Raw genomic sequence first — 19,395 nt, 5'->3', positions numbered from 1 at the left:
AATCGTCCGAAACATTGAACGGATTTCCATGAACTTGTCCTTCGTGAAGCTGTTTTCGAAGCGCCCGGCTAGCGCATTCCGCGTGCCGCACGCCGTGTCCGCCCGCCGGATGCTAGGTGCCGCCGCGCTCGCGGTCTGGGCGCTGGCCGCCGTGCCCGCGCACGCGCAGGACCCTTCCCCAGACTCGGATGACACTTCGGTCACCCTGCCGGACCCGCTTGGGCCCGCATCGGCTGAAGACCAGAAGTCTCTGCCGAATGTGCCGCTGACAAGTCAGATCGTATTCCAGGTGCTCGCCGCCGAAGTCGCGTTGCAACGCGACCAGCCCGCGCCCGCCTACCAGACCTATCTCGCGCTCGCGCGCGACACGCACGATCCGCGCATGGCGCAGCGCGCCACCGAAATCGCGCTGGCCGCGCAAAGCCCGTCGGACGCACTGGCCGCCGCGCAGTTGTGGCAGCAGTATGCGCCGAGTTCGGAGCGCGCCGCGCAACTCGACGCGTCGCTGCTCGTGTTGTCCGGCAAGCCTGACGACGCCGAGCCGATCCTCGCCCGCGAACTCACCAAGGTGCCGGCCGAAAATCGCGGCAGCGCGATTCTGGCGTTGCAGTTGCTGCTCTCGCGCGGACCGAATCGCGTTGGCGGGCTGCACGTGCTGCAGGACCTGTTGAAGAACGACATGGACCGGCCGGAAGCGCAATTGGCTATCGCACGTCAGCAGATTCAGGCGGACGACGCGCCGGGTGCGCGCAAGTCGCTCGAACAGGCGCTCACGCTCAAGCCGGACTACCTGCCGGCCGCGTTGATGCTGTCGCAAATGGGCCCGGAAGAGCGCAAGGAAGGCATTGCGTCGCTCGAAAAGTACGTGCAGCAGAATCCGAAATCGCATGACGCGCGTCTCGCGCTCGCGCAGATGTATCTCGCGAGCGACCGTCTGGACGACGCGCAGAAGCAGTTCGAGACCATGCACAAGAACGACGCGAAAGATCTCACGCCGCTCATGGCGCTCGCGTTGATCAAGATCCAGCAGAAGAATTTCACCGACGCGCAAACGTATCTGACGCAGTACGCGCAGCAGGCCGAGAAAACGCCCGGCGCGGATCCGGGCCAGGCGTATATCTACCTGGCGCAGTTGTCGCTGGAGCAGAAGAACGAGGCTGCCGCGGGCGACTGGCTGAACAAGATTTCGCCGCAAAGCCAGCAATACGTGCCGGCGCAGATCACGCGCGCCCAGTTGCTCGCCAAGCAGGGCAAGACCGACGACGCACGCAAGCTGCTGGCCAATTTGCCGGCGTCCGATCCGCGTGACCAGGCGCTGATTGCCCGCACCGACGCGGCGATCCTGTTCGACGCGAAGCGCTACCCGGAAGCGGAGTCGCGCCTGCAGCAAGCCACGGCGAACTTCCCCGACGATCCCGATCTGACCTATGACTACGCGATGGCCGCCGAAAAAACCGGCCATTACGACGTGATGGAAGCGCAGTTGCGCAAGCTGATCCAGACGCAGCCGGACAATCCCCAGGCGTACAACGCACTGGGGTATTCGCTGGCCGATCGCGGCCAGCGTCTCGCGGAAGCGGACAAGCTGGTCGAGAAGGCGTCGTCGCTGGCGCCTAACGACGCATTCATCATGGACAGCGTCGGCTGGGTCAAATACCGCATGGGCGATACGTCGGACGCGATCAAGCTGCTGCGCAAGGCGTACGACATCCAGCCGAACGCCGAAATCGGCGCGCATCTCGGCGAAGTGTTGTGGAAAACCGGCGCGCAGGACCAGGCGCGCGCGGCCTTCCGCGACGCCCGCAAGCTCGAACCGGATAACGACACGCTGGTCAAAACGCTTCAACGACTTCAGGTGAACGATCTTTGATGCGTCTTTCCCGTTTGCTTTCCTTTCTCCGGGCGCCGCGTGGCGCGGTGCTCGGATTCGCAGCGGCGGCCACTGTCGCGTTGGCTGGCTGCGCGTCGGTCACGCCGAAAGGGCCGTCCACGTCGAATGCGGCGACTTCCGTGACCGCGCAAACCACCCGCGCTTATCAAGGCCGCTTCGCGATCCAGTACAACGATCAGAACGGCCAGCAGCGGAACGCGTACGGCAACTTCATCTGGCAGGAAACCGGCGACACCGTGACCCTGCAGTTGCGCAATCCGCTTGGCCAGACGTTGGCAATCGTGACGTCGTCGCCGGCGTCGGCCACGCTCGAACTGCCGAACAAGCAACCGCTCACCGCGGATAACGTCTCCACGTTGATGCAGAACGCGCTCGGCTTCGCGTTGCCGGTCGAAGGGCTGCGTTATTGGCTGCAACCGTCGCCGGCGCCGACTTCGCGCGCCAGGACCGAGAAGGATCCGGACCAGCCGTCGCGTCTGAAGCAGATCACGCAAGATGGCTGGACGATCGACTACCTCGCGTATGCCGACGCTCCGGCCACTGGCGTGAAGCGCCTGAACCTGAGCCGCTCGGAACCGCCGCTCGACATCAAGCTCGTGCTGGATCAGTAACGCATCGACTCGCGCCGCGCTTCGACTGATGTCGTCGCGCGGCCTTGCTTTTTAGCGCCCCTATGGCGCACGTAGCCTCGAATCACTCATGATTGAAACCAGCGATTCGCTGCGCGATTGCCTCGCGCCCGCGAAACTCAACCTCTTCCTGCACATCACGGGCCGTCGGCCGGATGGCTATCACACGCTGCAAACGGTCTTCCAGTTGCTCGACTGGGGCGACACGCTGCACTTCAAACGTCGCGACGACGGACTGATCACGCGTAGCACCGAGATCACCGACGTACCGGCGGAACACGACCTCACAGTACGCGCCGCGACGCTATTGAAGGCGCATACGGGCTCGCGCGAAGGCGTCGACATCGAAATCGACAAGCGCCTGCCGATGGGCGCCGGCCTCGGCGGCGGCAGCTCCGACGCGGCGACCACGCTGCTTGCGCTGAACCGTCTGTGGAAGCTCGATCTGCCGCGCCTGGAACTGCAGGAACTGGCGCTGAAACTCGGCGCGGACGTGCCGTTCTTTGTTTTTGGAAAAAATGCGTTCGCAGAGGGTGTCGGCGAAGCATTAGCCGTTGTACAATTGCCGCCGCGCCATTTCCTAGTAGTGACGCCGAGAGTTCAGGTTCCCACTGCAGCGATTTTTTCCGAAAAAGCGTTGACAAGGGATTCGAAACCTCTCATAATTACGGACTTTCCTGCAGAACTTAGCTGCAACACTGAATGGCCGGAAAGTTTTGGCCGGAATGACATGCAGCAGGTTGTCGTAGGAAAATACGCGGAAGTAGCGCAAGTGCTGCGATGGTTTGAAAACGTCGCGCCAGCGCGGATGTCTGGATCAGGTGCAAGTGTCTTTGCAGCGTTTCGTAGTAAAGTTGAGGCAGAGGCGGCGCAAGCCAATCTGCCCAGCGAATGGAACAGCGCAGTGGCCGCCAGTCTAGAGCAACATCCACTCTTTACTTTCGCGTCATAGTTTTGCGTCATCGAACGAAACTCCACGTTCGGTGAGGCTCAAAGTTAGTGTAGGGGAGTCGCCAAGTTGGTTAAGGCACCGGATTTTGATTCCGGCATTCGAAGGTTCGACTCCTTCCTCCCCTGCCAAAAATTCTCGCATTTCCCTCGCCCCCAGCCTGAAGTAGGTGCACGATGAGCAGCCATGACGGCCTGATGGTTTTTACTGGCAACGCAAATCCCGCGCTTGCACAGGAAGTCGTCAAAATCCTCGGTATTCCCCTCGGCAAAGCAATGGTTAGCCGTTTCTCGGACGGTGAAATCCAGGTCGAGATTCAGGAAAACGTGCGTGGCAAGGATGTTTTCGTCCTGCAGTCCACGTGCGCACCGGCGAACGACAATCTGATGGAACTGATGATCATGGTCGATGCGCTCAAGCGCGCATCCGCTGGCCGGATCACCGCAGCCATCCCCTACTTCGGTTATGCCCGTCAAGATCGTCGCCCGCGTTCCGCGCGCGTCGCCATTTCGGCGAAGATCGTGGCGAACATGCTGGAGATCGCGGGCGTCGAGCGGATCATCACAATGGATCTGCACGCTGACCAGATTCAAGGTTTCTTCGACATCCCGGTCGACAATATCTACGCTACGCCCGTGCTGCTCGGCGATCTGCGCAAGCAGAACTACGAGAACCTGCTGGTCGTTTCGCCGGACGTCGGCGGCGTGGTGCGTGCCCGGGCTTTGGCGAAGCAACTGAACTGCGACCTCGCGATCATCGACAAGCGTCGCCCGAAGGCGAACATTGCCGAAGTGATGAACATCATCGGTGAAGTCGAAGGCCGTACCTGCGTGATCATGGACGACATGGTCGACACCGCCGGCACGCTTTGCAAGGCAGCTCAGGTTTTGAAGGAACGCGGTGCGAAGCAGGTGTTCGCTTACGCTACCCACCCGGTTCTGTCGGGCGGTGCAGGCGAGCGTATCGCCGCTTCCGCACTCGACGAACTCGTTGTCACGGACACGATCCCGCTCGGCGAAGAAGCCCGCTCGTGCGCAAAGATCCGTTCGCTGACCAGCGCCGGTTTGCTGGCCGAAACGTTCTCGCGGATTCGCCGCGGCGACTCGGTCATGTCACTGTTCGCTGAAAGTTAAGTATTTGCGAAGGCGCCGCGCGCCGCTTCAGGCGGCCCGCGGCGCTTTTGCACAATCGGCATGAACGAACGAAGGTTTGTGCCGCAGCTCTGGGGCCTCAGCCATAAAGGCTTGGAGGCCCCGTTTTTACTGCCTGGTCGCGGGCAGTGCATTGGAGATTCAACATGAAAGTAGTCGCTTTCGAGCGTTCTTTGCAAGGTACGGGTGCGAGCCGCCGCCTGCGTATCGCGGGTAAGACCCCCGGTATCGTATATGGCGCTGGTGCTGACACGCAATTGGTCGAACTGGACCACAACGCACTGTGGCACGCGCTGAAGAAAGAAGTTTTCCACTCGTCGATCCTCGAATTGGAAGTGGCAGGCAAGTCGCAACAGGTTCTGCTGCGCGACGTGCAATACCACCCGTTCCGTCAGCTCGTGCTGCACGTGGACTTCCAACGTGTCGACGCGAAGAAGAAGTTGCACACCAAGGTGCCGCTGCACTTCATGAACCAGGAATCGAACCCGGCAGTCAAGCTGTCGAGCGCGGTGATTTCGCACGTCATCAACGAAATCGAAATCGAGTGCCTGCCGTCGGCACTGCCGGAATTCCTCGAAGTTGATCTGGCAACGATCGAAGCAGGTCACTCGGTTCACGCCAAGGACATCAAGCTGCCGGCAGGTGTGTCGCTGGTTGCTCACGTCGAAGCGGAAAATCCGGTGATCGCAGCTGCAACGATCCCGGCTGGCGCAATCGCTGAAGGCGACGCTGCCGCTGCTGCTGAAGGCGAAAAGCCGGCTGCTTAAGAATGCCTCAGGCAAAGAACAAGTAATCCTCTCGATCCGTTTCAATGAAACGGTCGACGTGACCCGCCGAGGTTCGCCCCGGCGGGTTTTTTTTCGTTTTCTTTTCGGCACGGCGGCGTTCAGCTACCGGGCCAGACGGACCAACGCAATCATGATCAAGCTGATCGTCGGGCTCGGCAATCCGGGCGCCGAATACACCGCGACGCGCCACAACGCCGGCTTCTGGCTGGTCGATCAATTGGCGCGCGAAGCAGGCACGACGCTGCGCGACGAGCGGCGCTTCCACGGTTTCTACGCGAAGGCGCGGCTGCACGGCGAGGAAGTGCATCTGCTGGAACCGCAGACCTATATGAACCGCTCCGGTCAATCGGTGGTGGCGGTGGCGCAGTTCTTCAAAATTCTGCCCGACGAGATTCTGGTCGCGCATGACGAGCTCGACATGCCGCCCGGCAGCGTCAAGCTGAAACTGGGCGGTGGCAGCGGCGGCCATAACGGTCTGAAGGACATCACCGCGCATTTGTCGTCGCAGCAATATTGGCGACTGCGGATCGGCATTGGACATCCGCGTGACCTGATTCCCGAAAGCGCGCGTGCCGGCGCCAAGCCGGATGTCGCCAATTACGTGCTGAAGCCGCCGCGGCGTGAAGAGCAGGACGTCATCGATGCATCGGTTGAACGCGCGCTCGCTGTCATGCCGCAGATCATCAAGGGCGAACTGGAACGGGCGATGACGCAGCTGCATCGCAATCCGTGACCGATCTCTGATCTGCCCTGCGTTGGCCTGGTATAGGTTGACTTGCCCCGTCTCGCCCCGCTCATAGCGGGGTTTCACGCCGCATCGCCCTCGATAGGAGAATCGCTTGAGCCGCTATTGGAGTGACGTCGTTCATCGCCTGACGCCGTATGTGCCGGGCGAACAGCCCGTGGCCGCGCATCCGGTGAAGCTGAATGCGAACGAGAATCCCTATCCGCCGTCACCGCGCGTGGTCGAGGCAATCCGCCGCGAGTTGGGCGAAGCCGGCGAGTCTCTGCGGCGCTATCCGGATCCGACGGCGCTCAAGCTGCGCGAAACAGTGGCCGCGCATCATGGCATCCGCGCCGAGCAGATCTTCGTGGGCAACGGCTCGGACGAAGTGCTCGCGTTCACGTTCCAGGCGCTGCTGAAGCACGACGAGCCCTTGCTGTTCCCGGATATCACGTACAGCTTTTATCCGACCTACGCGCGGCTGTTCGAGGTGGAATATAAAACCATTCCGCTGGACGACAGCTTCGCCATTCACGTCGACGATTACGCGACGCCGAATGGCGGCGTCCTGCTCCCGAATCCGAACGCGCCGACGGGCCGTCCGCTGCCGCTCGCCGATATCGAGCGTCTGGTCGCGCGCAACACCGATTCCGTCGTGGTGATCGACGAGGCCTACGTGGATTTCGGCGCGGAGTCAGCCATCGCGCTGCTGGACCGCTATCCGAATCTGCTTGTCATTCAGACCGTGTCGAAGGCGCGATCGCTTGCCGGTATGCGCGTCGGCTTTGCGTTCGGCCATCCGGCGCTGATCGATGCGCTGAACCGCGTGAAGGACAGCTTCAACTCGTATCCGCTCGACCGGCTGGCGCAGGTCGCCGCCACCGCAGCCTATGAAGACGACGCGTGGTTTCGCGACCATTGCGCCAAGGTGATTGCGAGCCGCGAGCGGCTGGCCGCGGGACTGACGGCGCTGGGTTTCGAGGTGGTGCCGTCGGCCGCGAATCTGCTGTTCGCGCGCCATGAGGGTTACGACGCCGCCACGCTCGTGTTGCGGCTCAGGGAGAGGGAGATTTTCGTGCGCCATTTCAAGGCGCCGCGCATTGACCAGCATTTGCGGATATCGATCGGCACCGAGGCCGAATGCGAGATTCTGCTGGCCGCGCTGCGCGATATTTTCAGCGCGTACATCGGGTAACCGAGCGCGCAAAGCAGGACGCGCGGGGATTAGGGCTCTGCACCTAGTGCGTCACGCAAAGCTCAACCCCAAAAGCAAACGGCGAGGCCCAAGCCTCGCCGTTCATCCACTCTCGCACCGCGCTAACTCACGCGATCACGCCTCTTTCGCCGCCACCAGCGCGTGGTACTTCGCCATCAACCCATCGGGCGTTTCCAGATGCTCGGGATCGCGCGGAATGCACTCCACCGGACACACCTGAATACACTGCGGCTCGTCGAAATGGCCGACACATTCGGTGCATTTCTTCGGGTCGATCACATAGATTTCCGGGCCCATCGAAATCGCGTCGTTCGGGCACTCGGGCTCGCACACGTCGCAATTGATGCACTCGTCGGTAATCATCAAGGCCATACTTCTCTCACTTCGCGCCGGCCGCAGCCGGCTTTGATCCGTCAAACCAACAGTTTACGCCGGTTACGGTTGTCCCGCCGACGCCTCACCGCTGGTATCCAGCGCGGCGACCTTCTCTTTCAGCCATTTTTCGACGGACGGGAACACGAATTTGCTGACATCGCCGCCCAATTGCGCGATTTCTCGCACGATGGTGCCGGAGATGAACTGGTACTGATCGGAGGGCGTCATGAACATGGTTTCGACGTCGGGCAGCAGATAGCGGTTCATGCCGGCCATCTGAAACTCGTATTCGAAGTCCGACACGGCGCGCAGGCCACGCACGATCACTCGCGCGTTATTGCTCCGCACGAAGTCCTTCAGCAGGCCCTTGAAGCTCATCACCTGAACGTTCGGGTAGTGCCCGAGCACTTCGTGAGCGATGTCGAGGCGCTCCTCCAGCGTGAAGAACGGCTTCTTGTTGCGGCTGTCGGCAACGCCCACCACCAGCGTGTCGAAAATGCTCGACGCGCGCCGCACGAGGTCTTCGTGACCGCGAGTCAGCGGGTCGAATGTGCCCGGGTACACGGCGACTACCATGAGACTTCTCCTCTCTTCAGACATAGGGGCACGTCAAAGCGTCCATCCGACGCCGTCGGCACCGACCGCGCGCGTAACGGTAACCCGCCCGGCGCTTGTTATGGAACGCGCATTATTCCTTATTTTCGCGCTGCAGCAAATGAAAGTGGACAGCGCCCGCTTTCCCTTGCCGCACGATTTCCCAGCCGGCTAGCGTCTCGTTGCCTTCGAGTTCGAGCGCTTCGCCCGTTTCCACGTACAGGAAACCTTCGGCGCTGATCAACGGCACGGCCAGCGCGAGCGCCTTGTCGAGCAGACCGGCGTCGAATGGCGGATCGAGAAACACCACGTCGAACGAGCCGGGCGCAAGGCTTGCAGCAAGCCGCAGGCCGTCTGCTTCGGCGATTTCGATGGTCCGCGCCGCGAGGCGTTCCTGATTCGCGCGCAGCTGGGCGGCGGCGCGCGTATTGCGCTCCACCATCAGAACCCGCGCCGCGCCGCGCGAAGCCGCCTCGAAGCCCAGCGCGCCGCTGCCGGCGAACAGATCGAGGCAGCGCTGACCTTCCAGATCCTGGCCGAGCCAGTTGAAGAGCGTTTCGCGTACGCGGTCGGGCGTGGGGCGCAGGCCGTCGAGGTCGAGCACGGGCAAGGGTGTGCGCTTCCAGTCGCCGCCAATGATACGGATGGCGTGCGGCTTGCCGCCTTTGGACGAAGCGCCGTGAGCGCGTGAAGATGAAGAACGGGGCATGCAGTTTCAATGACGTGGTGTGGGCGCCCGCCACGCCGATGCGTGAGGGCCGGAGCGCCAACGTTACCACAGGGGCGCGCCGCGTCCAGCCTGGCCGTTCGGCCGATACGACGGGCGGCGGCGCGCCTGATAAAATGTGCGGTTTCCAGCGCCTTGCATCCCGCATCGCAACGCTGCCTGCCGCTCCCACCGGTCACCACGCCAGATCATGTTCAGCTTTTTCAAACGATTCAAGGGTTCGAAAGAGTCCGATAACGCGCCAGAAGAGTCGCAGTCCGCGCCGAAAGGCGAGGCGCCCGAGCGCGCGGTAGAGACGCCGGCCGCGCCTGTCGCGCCGGCGGCGCCACGTCCGGCGGTGGCTTCGGCCGCTCCTGCTTCTGCCCCGGCTCCTGTGGCCGCTCCAATCGAGCCGGAGCCGGAAGAAGCCACGCTCGAAGAAGAATACGAATCCGCGGAAACCCCAGAAACCGTCGAAATCGTCCCGCCTCCCGAGCAGGACGCAGGCGCCAAGCGCTCGTGGCTAACACGCCTGAAAACCGGCCTGTCGAAAACGAGTTCCAGCCTGACCGGCATTTTCGTCAACGCGAAGATTGACGACGACCTCTACGAAGAGCTCGAAACCGCGTTGCTGATGTCCGACGCGGGCGTCGGCGCCACCGAGTTCCTGCTCGAGTCGCTGCGTGAAAAAGTGCGCGCTGAGCGCCTCACCGATCCGCAACAGGTGAAAGCGGCGCTGCGCACTCTGCTGATCGACCTGCTCAAGCCGCTCGAAAAGTCGCTGATGCTCGGCCGCGCTCAGCCGCTCGTCATGATGATCGCCGGCGTGAACGGCGCGGGCAAAACCACCAGCATCGGCAAGCTCGCCAAGCATCTGCAGAGTTTCGACCAGTCGGTGCTGCTGGCCGCCGGCGACACGTTCCGCGCCGCCGCGCGCGAGCAATTGGCGATCTGGGGTCAGCGCAACAACGTCACGGTCGTGTCGCAGGAAAGCGGCGACCCGGCGGCGGTGATCTTCGACGCGGTCGGCGCCGCGCGAGCGCGCAAGATCGACGTGATGATGGCGGACACGGCCGGCCGTCTGCCGACCCAGTTGCATCTAATGGAAGAGCTGCGCAAGGTGAAGCGCGTGATCGGCAAGGCGCAAGACGGCGCGCCGCACGAAGTGCTGCTGGTGATCGACGCGAACACCGGCCAGAACGCGCTCGCGCAAGTGAAGGCTTTCGACGACGCGCTCGGCCTCACCGGCCTGATCGTTACCAAGCTCGACGGCACGGCAAAGGGCGGTATTCTCGCCGCCATCGCGCGGCAGCGGCCGATTCCGGTGTATTTCATCGGCGTTGGCGAAAAGGTCGAGGATTTGCAGCCGTTCAGCGCGGAAGAGTTTTCGGACGCGTTGCTGGGCGGTTGAACGACGCGAACCTCCTGACGCAGCCGTAGGCGAAACGCAGCGACAAACGAAACTCGGCAACAAGAAGACGCAACAAGCAAAAAGGGCACTCCGCGGAGTGCCCTTTTTACCTTCAACCCCTCACCTCACTCAGCGTCCGGCTGCGCGCCAGGCGCCGCGCGAGCAAACGGGTCGAGCTGCATCGCGTGATCGTAGATGCGCTGAATCGTCGGAAACTTCGCCGTATCGACCTTGAAGCGCTGCGCATTGAACACTTGCGGGATCAGACAGGCGTCCGCGAGCGTCGGTGTGTCGCCGAAACACAGCTTGCCGGTACGTGGGTCGCCGGCCAGATGGGTCTCCAGCGTCGCGAAACCCGCTTCGACCCAATGCTTGTACCACGCGTCTTTCGCATCTTCATCCACGCATAGCGTGTGCTTCAGATACTTCAGCACGCGCAGATTGTTCAGCGGATGAATCTCGCACGCCACCTGCAACGCCACCGAGCGCACATACGCGCGCTCGGCCGGCGTCCCCGGCAACAGCGGCGGCTCCGGATGCGTTTCCTCCAGATACTCGATGATCGCGAGCGACTGCGGCATCACCTCGTTGCCGTCGACGAAGGTCGGCACGATGCCGTCCAGGTTCACCTTGCGATACTCCGGCTTCAACTGCTCGCCGCCATCGCGCACCAGGTGCACCGGCACGTAGTCGTACGGCAGGTTCTTCACGTTCAGTGCAATGCGCACGCGGTAGGACGCCGAGCTGCGGAAGTAGCTGTAGAGCTTCATATTGTCTGTCTCCTCCGGCATGCCCTCAGACCACGCGCACGCTGAATTCGCCGAGTCCGTCCACGCCGCCCTTCATCAGGTCGCCCTGTACCACCGCGCCAACCCCTTCCGGCGTACCGGTGAAAATCAGATCGCCGGTTTGCAGTGCGAACAGCGTCGACAGATACGCAATCGTCTCGGCCACCGACCAGATCAGTTGCGACACGTCCGAGCTTTGCTTTTCCTCGCCGTTCACCGACAACCAGATCGCGCCCTTGCCGACGTGACCCACCGTCGTCACCGGATGAATCGGGCCCAACGGCGCCGATTGGTCGAAGCCCTTCGCGGTATCCCACGGACGGCCCAGCTTTTTCGCCTCGGCTTGCAGATCGCGGCGCGTCATGTCGAGACCGAGCGCGTAGCCATAGACGTGATCGAGTGCGCTGTCAGCCGGAATGTTCTTGCCGCCCTGGCCGATCGCCGCCACCAGCTCCATCTCGAAGTGAACGTTTTTCGACAGCGACGGGTACGGGAACTCGCCGGTCGTGCCGGGTGCGACGTATAGCACGGCATCGGCCGGCTTGCTGAAGAAGAACGGCGGTTCGCGGTCGGGATCATGTCCCATCTCGCGCGCGTGCGCCTCGTAATTGCGGCCCACACAGTAGATGCGACGCACCGCGAATTGCTCGCTGGATCCCACGACCGGCACCGCGACCTGCGGTGCGGGTGCAAATACGTAACTCATCCCGTTCTCCGTTGCTTGATGTGTACCGCTGTGTACCGCTGCGGTGTGCCGCCGCGGCGGCGCTAAAACATCGAGTGTAACGCGCGGAAAAGCGCCACGCGCGGCAGTCGGGCAAGCGCGCGCGGTGGCGGCGAATCCGGCGCGCGGTCTCGCCAAAGCGTCATAGATGCGATACTCACACCGAACACCGTCCTTTGAATACCGTGGCAGACCGCTCCAGGCGGCACGCCACCTCGTCCCCCGCGCCCGATGACCGACTCCGCCGACACCGTCACCCCCTTCCCTTGCGCCCGATTCATCAAGGAAATCGGCCGCGGCCCGAACGGCGCCCGCGCGCTGACCGCCGACGACACGCGCTCGCTCTACAGCGCGATGCTCGATGGCCGCGTGGCCGAGCTCGAACTCGGCGCGGTGCTGCTTGCGTACCGCGTAAAAGGCGAGACCGCCGATGAACTCGCCGCGATGCTGGCCGGCGCGCATGCGTCGTTCGAGCCGATTCATCTGCCGCACGGCGAGTTCCGGCCGGTGTCGATCCCCAGCTACAACGGCGCGCGCAAGCAACCCAACCTGGTACCGTTGCTCGCGCTGCTGCTGGCGCGTGAAGGCGTGCCGGTGCTGGTGCACGGCGTCACCGAAGATCCGGGTCGTGTGACCAGCGCGGAAATCTTCACGCATCTGCAGATTCCTCACGCACACGAGCACGCCGATATCGAAGACGGTCTCGCCGAGCGGCGTATCGCGTTCGCGCCGATCGACGTGCTGGCGCCGAAACTCGCGCGCCTGCTCGCGCTGCGGCGACGTATGGGCGTGCGCAATTCAACGCATACGCTGGTGAAGATCCTGCAGCCGTTCGCGCCGGCTGGACTGCGCCTCGTGAATTACACGCATCCGCCGTACCGGGACAGTCTCACGCAACTGTTCAACACGCATCCCGACGCGGCCGCGGGCGGCGCGCTGCTGGCGCGCGGCACCGAGGGCGAAGCGGTGGCCGACACGCGGCGTCAGGTGCAGGTGGACTGGTTGCACGACGGCGTCTGCGAAACGCGCGTGCCGCACGAGCGCTCGTCGCCGGATGCGCCCGAGGTCGACTTGCCCGAGGCCAAGGACGCGCCGACCACCGCCGCATGGATCGCCGCCGTGTTGCGTGGCGAAGCGCCCGTCCCGAGCGCGATCGAGCGGCAAGTCGAACTGATCGTCGACGTCGCGAGAATGCCGGTTTGATGGACGCTACGCTCAGCAGCTCGGCCCGCAAAACGGCGCTCGTTTCAGAAGACGCGAGCGCTGCGGGTTGACACACCGCCGCGCGCTGTCTTAAATTAGCTCCATGCGTTTCCTCCCGAACACCCTCCGAATTAGTTTCGGCCGCCTGGCGCGGCCCCTATCGCTACGTCTAGCGTAAGTCAGACGTAGCGCTGCGCAGCGGCCACCCGCAGGGGTTGCGCCACGCACAGTCCTCCCGGCAGTCCCAGCAGTTTCCGCGTCACCCCAAACCGTAGTTCTTCACAACCTGTAGTCGTTTGCATTCGTCCGTTTACCGTTCGGACGAAGCGCGAGGGTCATATGCACGTTGCATGGGCATCATCCACGTCCGTTTTCGTCGTCACCATGACGCTGTTCGTTCGCGCCCGTTCGTTGGTGCCGCTAGCCATCGGCTGGCGGACCGTGCACCCGTGGCAGTCCGCCAACCGCTCGACGCCACACCCTTTCGCACACGACACAACGAACGAGGCCCGACATGTTGCGCAATCCCGCTGAAAAATACCGTCCCTTCCCCACCGTGCGGCTGACCGGCCGCAAATGGCCGAGCCGCACGATCGACCACCCGCCGGTCTGGATGAGCACCGATCTGCGCGACGGCAACCAGGCGCTGATCGAACCGATGAACGCCACGCAGAAGCTCGAATTCTTCGAGATGCTGGTGGCGATCGGCTTCAAGGAGATCGAGGTCGGCTTTCCGTCGGCCTCGCAAACCGACTTCGATTTCGTGCGCAAGCTGATCGAGGAAAAGCGCATTCCCGACGACGTGACCATCGAAGCGTTCGTGCCGTCGCGCGCCGAGTTGATCGCGCGGACCTTCGACGCGCTCGCGGGCGCGCCGCGCGCCATCGTCCATTTGTATAACGCGATCTGTCCGTCGTTCCGGCGCATCGTCTTCAACCAGTCGAAGGCCGAGATCAAGGCGCTGGCCGTGGAAGGCACGCGCGTCATCAAGGAACACGCGCAGGCGCGGCCGGAGACGCAGTGGACCTTCCAGTACTCGCCCGAGACGTTCAACACGGCGGAACTGCCGTTCTCCCGCGAGGTTTGCGACGCGGTCGCGCAGACGTGGCGGCCCACGCGCGATCGCAAGATGATCGTCAACCTGCCCGCGAGCGTCGAAGCGGCGACGCCGAACGTGTTCGCCGATCAGATCGAATGGATGCACCGCAATCTCGGCTATCGCGACAGCATCGTGTTGTCGGTGCATCCGCATAACGATCGCGGCACGGCGGTAGCCGCGGCGGAGCTGGCGCTGATGGCGGGCGCGGACCGCGTCGAAGGATGTCTGTTCGGCAACGGCGAGCGCACCGGCAATCTGGATCTCGTCACGCTCGCGATGAATCTCGACGCGCAAGGCCTCGATTCAGGTCTGGATTTCTCGGATATCGATGCGGTGCGGCGTGTCGTCGAGCGCTGTAACCAGCTTCCGGTGCATCAGCGGCATCCGTATGCGGGCGTGGCGGCGATGCAGGTGAAGGCACAGCGAGGCGATAGCGTCACGGGCGAGGAAACCGTGACCGAGGAAGAAACCCTGACCCATGGGGCTGGTGTCGGGGTGGGACAAAGCGGCGCAGGTCAGCAACGCATTGCCGCGTGAGATTGGCACGCTAGGTGAGGTGAGATGAGGCGCTGAAACCCACGCGCCCTCGCCTCTCAAGGCCGCGCGCTCACAAGGCGCAACCGGCCGTGAAAAATAAAGCGTGAGCCCACAAGGCTCACTCGATTGCACAACGGGTCGCCTGCCACGCGATCAACCGCCATTGCCCGTCTTCCTGCGTATGAATGGCCGTGTAGGCAATCGGAAACAACAGCGCGCCGTTATTCGCTTCCATCTCGATCAACGCACGGCCGGTCACGACGCAGGTCTCGCGGCCGACCGGCAGGACCTCTTGCGACTGCACCTCGATCTGCCGGTAACGCCGCCGCCCGGCGGTGATTCCGTCGATGAACTGCCGCTTCGTTTCCCGCTTGCCGTTCGTATGGACATAGCTGACGTTATCCGCGAGCAGCGCGTCGAGCGAGGGCCCGTCGCCGTCGACCATCGCACGAAAGCGCTCTCGCTCGAGCCCGCGAATCGCTTCGATCATCTTTGCCACCATCGCTCAGCCCCTCGCACCGGTGAGCCGAACGTGGCCACCGTCGTCAGAAGTTATATTGCAGATATAGCTGGTGGAAATTTATACCAGGATTCGGCTCTTTGATACCACCGTTGGAAACATGCTGGAAACGGTAGCCCGCCTGGTACTGCTGGTGGCTGCCGAACTGCAGGCCCACGCCCGCCATGTCGGCGAACTGGAACGCGGTGCCGAGCGTGAACTTCTCGGACAGCCGCGGACTCGACAGCAGCCGGATGCCCGCGCCCAGTTCGGCGTACGGACGCAGCGACCCGCTTCCCTTGATGAAGCGGATGATCGGCGTCACACCGACTTCGCCGATGTTGTCGTGCACATTGCCTTCGTTGGTGTGCCACCAGGCCACGTGCGCTTCGCCGATCAGCGAGAAATGCCAGTCGCCGATCTGCCACCAGGTCAGATTCGGATCCCAGACGAAGCCGAGATCGAGTTTCTTGACGTGCCGGTCGCCGAGACCGCCGGCGATCTGCACGCCGAACTGGTCGGCCGAAGCCGCCGCCGAAGCGCCGATCAACAACGCCGCACACGCGGCTTTTAGCGCCAGACCACGCAACACATCGTTCTTATTGTTCATCTAACACCCGATCTCCGCCGAACGTTAAAGAATCTGCAACCGTTCCCTTATTCTAAAGACAAAGTCGGATCGATGGATCGTATGAAGAAACCTAAGTTTTCACAATTAGTCACTTCAAAATCAGCAAAAATCGGTCAGTTATAAGAGTGAAGGTGAATTGTCAGGTAAGTTATACGACTCGAGCATGGCCTGCGCGGGAAGCGTATCATGGCTATTGAAATCCAAATTTCAATAGGGATTTACGGAACTTGGATGTCCCTACGGCCTCTAAGTATTAGCACTCGGGAAATCAGAGTGCTAACATCCAACGCTGGAGTCGTTTACCTGAATACGCTTTTGTCTGATTCCAAAGGAGTTTTCCACGTGAGCCATGCAATGACCCTTCCGAGTACTCTGAGCCCGTCGGCGGCTAAGGCCGCTTCGGCAGGTGCACTGGCGCTCTCGCATTCCTCGCTGCTGCCCGGTCAACTGGGCAATATCGACGCCTACATCCAGGCCGTTAATCGGATTCCGATGCTGACGCCGGCGGAAGAACGCCAGTTCGCCACCGAATTTCGCGAGCAGGACAACCTCGAGTCCGCGCGCCGTATGGTGCTGTCGCACTTGCGGTTGGTCGTGTCGATCGCGCGCAATTATCTCGGTTACGGCCTGCCGCACGCCGACCTGATCCAGGAAGGCAATATCGGCCTGATGAAGGCCGTGAAGCGCTTCGACCCGGAGCAGAACGTGCGCCTCGTGTCGTACGCCATGCACTGGATCAAGGCTGAGATCCACGAATACATTCTGCGCAACTGGCGGATGGTGAAGGTCGCCACCACCAAGGCGCAACGCAAGCTGTTCTTCAACCTGCGCAGCCACAAGCAGGGACTGGGCGCGTTCACGCCGGACCAGATCGACGATCTGGCCAAAGAGCTGAACGTGAAGCGCGAAGAAGTCTCCGAAATGGAAACGCGTTTGTCGGGCGGCGATATCGCGCTCGAAGGCCAGGTTGAAGACGGTGAAGAAGCGTACGCGCCGATCGCCTATCTGGCCGACTCGCATAGCGAACCGACCGCCGTGCTGGCTTCGCGCCAGCGCGACAAGCTGCAAAGCGACGGTATCGCGAGCGCGCTGGACGCACTGGACGCCCGCAGCCGCCGCATCATCGAGGCACGCTGGCTGAAGGTGGAAGACGACGGTTCGGGCGGCTCGACGCTGCACGAACTCGCCGACGAGTTCGGCGTATCGGCGGAACGGATTCGCCAGATCGAAGCCAGCGCCATGAAGAAGATGCGCGGCGCGCTGACCGAATATGCGTAAGGCTTAAAACCTTCGCAAAAAAGGCACACCGCCAGGCCAACGCCAACTGGCCGCAAAGCCCCGCCCTCGCAAAACGGCGGGGCTTTTTTTCGTCCGCGCGGCGACGCCTTCACTGCGCTCAACCCCTTTCGTGGCCTTGCCCACCCGGCATACGTTTTCTTGACGTAACACAAACCAGATAGCAATACTGTTCAGACGGGGCGAGCCTAGCGACCCAATGCCGCAGCGCTTAAATGATGCGCATAGGGTTCTGCTCCTAGAATCGGGATGCACTCGCCAGACCGCTCGAAGCGGCCTGGATCCAGCCGGACTCACCGGCGTGAAGTCGCCTTCGACCGATCATGACCATAGCCCTCAAACGCAACAGCCGCCCCCGCTCGAACCTGCGCAAACGGTTCGACCGCTGGGTGCGCGGTCCGACGTTGGCGCGGGACATCGCCATCGTCCTCGCCATCAAATTTGCACTGCTGATGGCGCTCAAATACGCATTTTTCAATCATCCGCAGGCGGAGCATATGTCGCTGCCGCCTGAACAAGTCGCGCAGATGCTGCTGTCCGTGCCTGCCTCGCATTCGTCCCAAGGTGATCAACATGCCCGTTAGCGAAGTCGTAGAACTATCGCGCCTCCAGTTCGCCATCACGGCGCTTTATCACTTTCTGTTCGTGCCGCTCACGCTCGGCCTGTCGTGGCTGCTCGTCATCATGGAATCCGTCTATGTGATGACCGGCAAGCAGATCTACAAGGACATGACCCAGTTCTGGGGCAAGCTGTTCGGGATCAACTTCGCGATGGGTGTGACCACCGGGCTCACGCTGGAATTCCAGTTCGGCACCAACTGGTCGTACTACTCGCATTACGTCGGCGATATTTTCGGCGTGCCGCTCGCCGTTGAAGGCCTGATGGCGTTCTTCCTGGAATCGACCTTTGTGGGTCTGTTCTTCTTCGGCTGGAAACGGCTCTCGAAAGTGCAGCACGTCATGGTCACGTTCCTCGTCGCGCTCGGCTCGAATCTGTCCGCGTTGTGGATTCTGGTGGCCAACGGCTGGATGAACAATCCGGTCGGCGCCACCTTCAACTACCAGACCATGCGGATGGAGCTCGACAGCATTTTCTCCGTGCTGTTCAACCCGGTCGCGCAGGTGAAGTTCGTGCACACCGTGTCGGCCGGTTATGTGACAGCGTCGATGTTCGTGCTCGGCGTGTCGTCGTGGTATCTGCTCAAGCGCCGCGACACCGAGTTCGCGCTGCGCTCGTTCGCGATTGCCGCCGGCTTTGGTCTGGCATCGACGCTGTGCGTGATCGTGCTCGGTGACGAGTCCGGCTATCGCACCGGTGAAGTCCAGCAGGTGAAACTGGCCGCGATCGAATCCGAATGGGACACCGCGCCGGCACCGGCACCGTTCACGATCATCGGTATTCCGAATCAGAAGGAAGAACGCACGGACTACGCGATCCGGATTCCGTACGCGCTCGGCCTGATCGCCACCCGTTCGGTCGATGAACCCGTGGTCGGCCTGAAAGACCTGATGGCGCAAAACGAAGTGCGCATCAAGAACGGCATGCTGGCCTACGCCGCGCTGCAAAAGCTCAAGCAGGGCGACGCCACCGACGAAGCCAAAGCCGCCTTCGACGCGCACAAGAAAGACCTCGGCTACGGCCTGATGCTCAAGCAGTTCACCGCGAACGTCACCGACGCCACACCGGACCAGATCGTCCAGGCGGCGAAGAAGACGATTCCGCCGGTCGCCCCCGTGTTCTTCTCGTTCCGTCTGATGGTGGGCCTCGGCATCCTGTTCCTTGCAACCTTCGTGACGGCGTTCTGGTTCTGCGCGCAACGCTCGTTGCTGCTGGAAAAGCGTCGCTGGTTTCTGCGCTGGGCCGTGTGGGCGATTCCGTTGCCGTGGCTCGCGGCCGAGTTCGGCTGGATCGTCGCGGAAGTGGGCCGTCAACCGTGGACGATTGCCGGCATCTTGCCGACCAACCTGTCCGTGTCGAGCCTGACGCCGACCGATCTGTATCTGAGCATCGGCGGCTTCGTGGTGTTCTACACCGTGCTGTTCATCATCGAAATCATGCTGATGTTCAAGTACGCGCGCCTGGGACCGTCGTCGCTGCATACGGGCCGCTACCACCACGAACTGGAACAGCCGCTGAATCAGCCGCTGCCGACCAACACGGCCGCCTGATGCGCCGCCACTGAG

At 62.3% G+C, this 19,395-nt stretch carries 19 protein-coding genes, 1 tRNA gene and 1 pseudogene; 14 read left to right on the top strand and 7 right to left on the bottom strand.

Features of this window, described 5'->3' with window-relative positions; genetic code table 11:
• The first annotated feature begins 28 nt into the window (after window positions 1-28).
• The 8 genes from HWY05_RS18655 (at window position 29) to hisC (ending at window position 7,327) form a co-directional block, all read left to right on the top strand.
• Complete coding sequence (locus HWY05_RS18655; RefSeq protein WP_035553576.1) at window positions 29-1,870, top strand: tetratricopeptide repeat protein; 1,842 nt, start codon at window positions 29-31, stop codon at window positions 1,868-1,870.
• Window positions 1,870-2,502, top strand: coding sequence for a lipoprotein insertase outer membrane protein LolB (gene lolB, locus HWY05_RS18650; RefSeq protein WP_176059161.1), 633 nt, complete (start codon window positions 1,870-1,872; stop codon window positions 2,500-2,502). Before HWY05_RS18655 ends, lolB begins: the two co-directional genes overlap by 1 nt.
• A gap of 88 nt (window positions 2,503-2,590) precedes the next feature.
• A complete protein-coding gene (gene ispE, locus HWY05_RS18645; RefSeq protein ID WP_035553579.1) occupies window positions 2,591-3,472 on the top strand; it encodes a 4-(cytidine 5'-diphospho)-2-C-methyl-D-erythritol kinase in 882 nt (293 codons plus the stop codon).
• Window positions 3,473-3,523: 51 nt separating this feature from the next.
• Window positions 3,524-3,600: transfer RNA gene (locus HWY05_RS18640), tRNA-Gln, on the top strand.
• Window positions 3,601-3,645: 45 nt separating this feature from the next.
• Window positions 3,646-4,602, top strand: a complete 957-nt coding sequence (locus HWY05_RS18635) for a ribose-phosphate pyrophosphokinase (protein WP_035553584.1) — start codon at window positions 3,646-3,648, stop codon at window positions 4,600-4,602.
• Between the two features lie 164 nt (window positions 4,603-4,766).
• Window positions 4,767-5,387: a 50S ribosomal protein L25/general stress protein Ctc gene (locus HWY05_RS18630; RefSeq protein WP_035553586.1), complete on the top strand. Its 621-nt coding sequence runs from the start codon at window positions 4,767-4,769 to the stop codon at window positions 5,385-5,387.
• Window positions 5,388-5,538: 151 nt separating this feature from the next.
• The gene (gene pth / locus HWY05_RS18625) at window positions 5,539-6,141 is read left to right on the top strand and encodes an aminoacyl-tRNA hydrolase (protein WP_035553589.1); all 603 of its coding nucleotides are present in this window, start codon (window positions 5,539-5,541) and stop codon (window positions 6,139-6,141) included.
• A 106-nt stretch (window positions 6,142-6,247) separates the two neighbouring features.
• Window positions 6,248-7,327 (top strand): histidinol-phosphate transaminase, encoded by a 1,080-nt coding sequence (gene hisC / locus HWY05_RS18620; protein WP_035553592.1) that lies wholly within the window; start codon window positions 6,248-6,250, stop codon window positions 7,325-7,327.
• Window positions 7,328-7,462: 135 nt separating this feature from the next.
• Here the strand turns inward: hisC and HWY05_RS18615 are convergent, their stop codons facing one another.
• From HWY05_RS18615 to rsmD, 3 genes are all read right to left on the bottom strand, one after another.
• Window positions 7,463-7,720: a YfhL family 4Fe-4S dicluster ferredoxin gene (locus tag HWY05_RS18615; RefSeq protein WP_035553594.1), complete on the bottom strand. Its 258-nt coding sequence runs from the start codon at window positions 7,718-7,720 to the stop codon at window positions 7,463-7,465.
• 63 nt (window positions 7,721-7,783) lie between these two features.
• Window positions 7,784-8,299 (bottom strand): pantetheine-phosphate adenylyltransferase, encoded by a 516-nt coding sequence (gene coaD / locus HWY05_RS18610; RefSeq protein WP_035553596.1) that lies wholly within the window; start codon window positions 8,297-8,299, stop codon window positions 7,784-7,786.
• 112 nt (window positions 8,300-8,411) lie between these two features.
• Window positions 8,412-9,026 carry a 16S rRNA (guanine(966)-N(2))-methyltransferase RsmD gene (gene rsmD, locus HWY05_RS18605; RefSeq protein WP_035553599.1) on the bottom strand — a complete coding sequence of 205 codons (615 nt, stop codon included), beginning with the start codon at window positions 9,024-9,026 and terminating at the stop codon, window positions 8,412-8,414.
• 208 nt (window positions 9,027-9,234) lie between these two features.
• Here rsmD and ftsY point away from each other — a divergent pair, with 208 nt between their 5' ends.
• Window positions 9,235-10,434 carry a signal recognition particle-docking protein FtsY gene (ftsY, locus tag HWY05_RS18600; protein WP_176059160.1) on the top strand — a complete coding sequence of 400 codons (1,200 nt, stop codon included), beginning with the start codon at window positions 9,235-9,237 and terminating at the stop codon, window positions 10,432-10,434.
• 125 nt (window positions 10,435-10,559) lie between these two features.
• Here the strand turns inward: ftsY and maiA are convergent, their stop codons facing one another.
• Both maiA and HWY05_RS18590 read right to left on the bottom strand, forming a co-directional pair.
• Window positions 10,560-11,204 (bottom strand): maleylacetoacetate isomerase, encoded by a 645-nt coding sequence (gene maiA, locus HWY05_RS18595; RefSeq protein WP_035553603.1) that lies wholly within the window; start codon window positions 11,202-11,204, stop codon window positions 10,560-10,562.
• A 25-nt stretch (window positions 11,205-11,229) separates the two neighbouring features.
• A complete protein-coding gene (locus tag HWY05_RS18590; RefSeq protein ID WP_176059159.1) occupies window positions 11,230-11,928 on the bottom strand; it encodes a fumarylacetoacetate hydrolase family protein in 699 nt (232 codons plus the stop codon).
• Window positions 11,929-12,177: 249 nt separating this feature from the next.
• Here HWY05_RS18590 and ybiB point away from each other — a divergent pair, with 249 nt between their 5' ends.
• Window positions 12,178-13,149: a DNA-binding protein YbiB gene (gene ybiB / locus HWY05_RS18585; RefSeq protein ID WP_176059158.1), complete on the top strand. Its 972-nt coding sequence runs from the start codon at window positions 12,178-12,180 to the stop codon at window positions 13,147-13,149.
• Window positions 13,150-13,663: 514 nt separating this feature from the next.
• Window positions 13,664-14,641, top strand: a pseudogene (locus HWY05_RS18580) (2-isopropylmalate synthase); the annotation flags it as partial.
• A 262-nt stretch (window positions 14,642-14,903) separates the two neighbouring features.
• On the opposite strand, the gene HWY05_RS18575 reads toward HWY05_RS18580, so the two are convergent.
• Complete coding sequence (locus HWY05_RS18575; protein ID WP_035553611.1) at window positions 14,904-15,287, bottom strand: nuclear transport factor 2 family protein; 384 nt, start codon at window positions 15,285-15,287, stop codon at window positions 14,904-14,906.
• Window positions 15,288-15,330: 43 nt separating this feature from the next.
• The gene (locus HWY05_RS18570; protein ID WP_035553613.1) at window positions 15,331-15,894 is read right to left on the bottom strand and encodes an acyloxyacyl hydrolase; all 564 of its coding nucleotides are present in this window, start codon (window positions 15,892-15,894) and stop codon (window positions 15,331-15,333) included.
• A gap of 363 nt (window positions 15,895-16,257) precedes the next feature.
• Here HWY05_RS18570 and rpoH point away from each other — a divergent pair, with 363 nt between their 5' ends.
• From rpoH to HWY05_RS18555, 3 genes are all read left to right on the top strand, one after another.
• Complete coding sequence (gene rpoH / locus HWY05_RS18565; protein WP_035553615.1) at window positions 16,258-17,193, top strand: RNA polymerase sigma factor RpoH; 936 nt, start codon at window positions 16,258-16,260, stop codon at window positions 17,191-17,193.
• 341 nt (window positions 17,194-17,534) lie between these two features.
• Window positions 17,535-17,795 (top strand): cytochrome oxidase putative small subunit CydP, encoded by a 261-nt coding sequence (gene cydP / locus HWY05_RS18560; RefSeq protein ID WP_035553617.1) that lies wholly within the window; start codon window positions 17,535-17,537, stop codon window positions 17,793-17,795.
• The gene (locus tag HWY05_RS18555) at window positions 17,785-19,380 is read left to right on the top strand and encodes a cytochrome ubiquinol oxidase subunit I (protein WP_176059156.1); all 1,596 of its coding nucleotides are present in this window, start codon (window positions 17,785-17,787) and stop codon (window positions 19,378-19,380) included. The genes cydP and HWY05_RS18555 overlap by 11 nt, the downstream gene beginning before the upstream one ends.
• The last annotated feature ends 15 nt before the right edge of the window (window positions 19,381-19,395 follow it).

Source organism: Paraburkholderia sp. BCC1876, from assembly GCF_902833695.1.
GTDB lineage: Bacteria > Pseudomonadota > Gammaproteobacteria > Burkholderiales > Burkholderiaceae > Paraburkholderia.
This window is presented reverse-complemented; position numbering and strand designations above follow the sequence as displayed.

Excerpts from the sequence above, each read along its gene's own strand:
- HWY05_RS18630 (WP_035553586.1), top strand. The coding sequence starts at position 4,767 with ATGAAAGTAGTCGCTTTCGAGCGTTCTTTGCAAGGTACGGGTGCGAGC.
- HWY05_RS18575 (WP_035553611.1), bottom strand. The coding sequence starts at position 15,287 with ATGGTGGCAAAGATGATCGAAGCGATTCGCGGGCTCGAGCGAGAGCGC.
- ispE (WP_035553579.1), top strand. The coding sequence starts at position 2,591 with ATGATTGAAACCAGCGATTCGCTGCGCGATTGCCTCGCGCCCGCGAAA.
- ybiB (WP_176059158.1), top strand. The coding sequence starts at position 12,178 with ATGACCGACTCCGCCGACACCGTCACCCCCTTCCCTTGCGCCCGATTC.
- HWY05_RS18555 (WP_176059156.1), top strand. The coding sequence starts at position 17,785 with ATGCCCGTTAGCGAAGTCGTAGAACTATCGCGCCTCCAGTTCGCCATC.
- HWY05_RS18655 (WP_035553576.1), top strand. The coding sequence starts at position 29 with ATGAACTTGTCCTTCGTGAAGCTGTTTTCGAAGCGCCCGGCTAGCGCA.
- cydP (WP_035553617.1), top strand. The coding sequence starts at position 17,535 with ATGACCATAGCCCTCAAACGCAACAGCCGCCCCCGCTCGAACCTGCGC.
- lolB (WP_176059161.1), top strand. The coding sequence starts at position 1,870 with ATGCGTCTTTCCCGTTTGCTTTCCTTTCTCCGGGCGCCGCGTGGCGCG.
- pth (WP_035553589.1), top strand. The coding sequence starts at position 5,539 with ATGATCAAGCTGATCGTCGGGCTCGGCAATCCGGGCGCCGAATACACC.
- maiA (WP_035553603.1), bottom strand. The coding sequence starts at position 11,204 with ATGAAGCTCTACAGCTACTTCCGCAGCTCGGCGTCCTACCGCGTGCGC.
- HWY05_RS18615 (WP_035553594.1), bottom strand. The coding sequence starts at position 7,720 with ATGGCCTTGATGATTACCGACGAGTGCATCAATTGCGACGTGTGCGAG.
- HWY05_RS18635 (WP_035553584.1), top strand. The coding sequence starts at position 3,646 with ATGAGCAGCCATGACGGCCTGATGGTTTTTACTGGCAACGCAAATCCC.
- ftsY (WP_176059160.1), top strand. The coding sequence starts at position 9,235 with ATGTTCAGCTTTTTCAAACGATTCAAGGGTTCGAAAGAGTCCGATAAC.
- coaD (WP_035553596.1), bottom strand. The coding sequence starts at position 8,299 with ATGGTAGTCGCCGTGTACCCGGGCACATTCGACCCGCTGACTCGCGGT.
- HWY05_RS18590 (WP_176059159.1), bottom strand. The coding sequence starts at position 11,928 with ATGAGTTACGTATTTGCACCCGCACCGCAGGTCGCGGTGCCGGTCGTG.
- HWY05_RS18570 (WP_035553613.1), bottom strand. The coding sequence starts at position 15,894 with ATGAACAATAAGAACGATGTGTTGCGTGGTCTGGCGCTAAAAGCCGCG.
- rsmD (WP_035553599.1), bottom strand. The coding sequence starts at position 9,026 with ATGCCCCGTTCTTCATCTTCACGCGCTCACGGCGCTTCGTCCAAAGGC.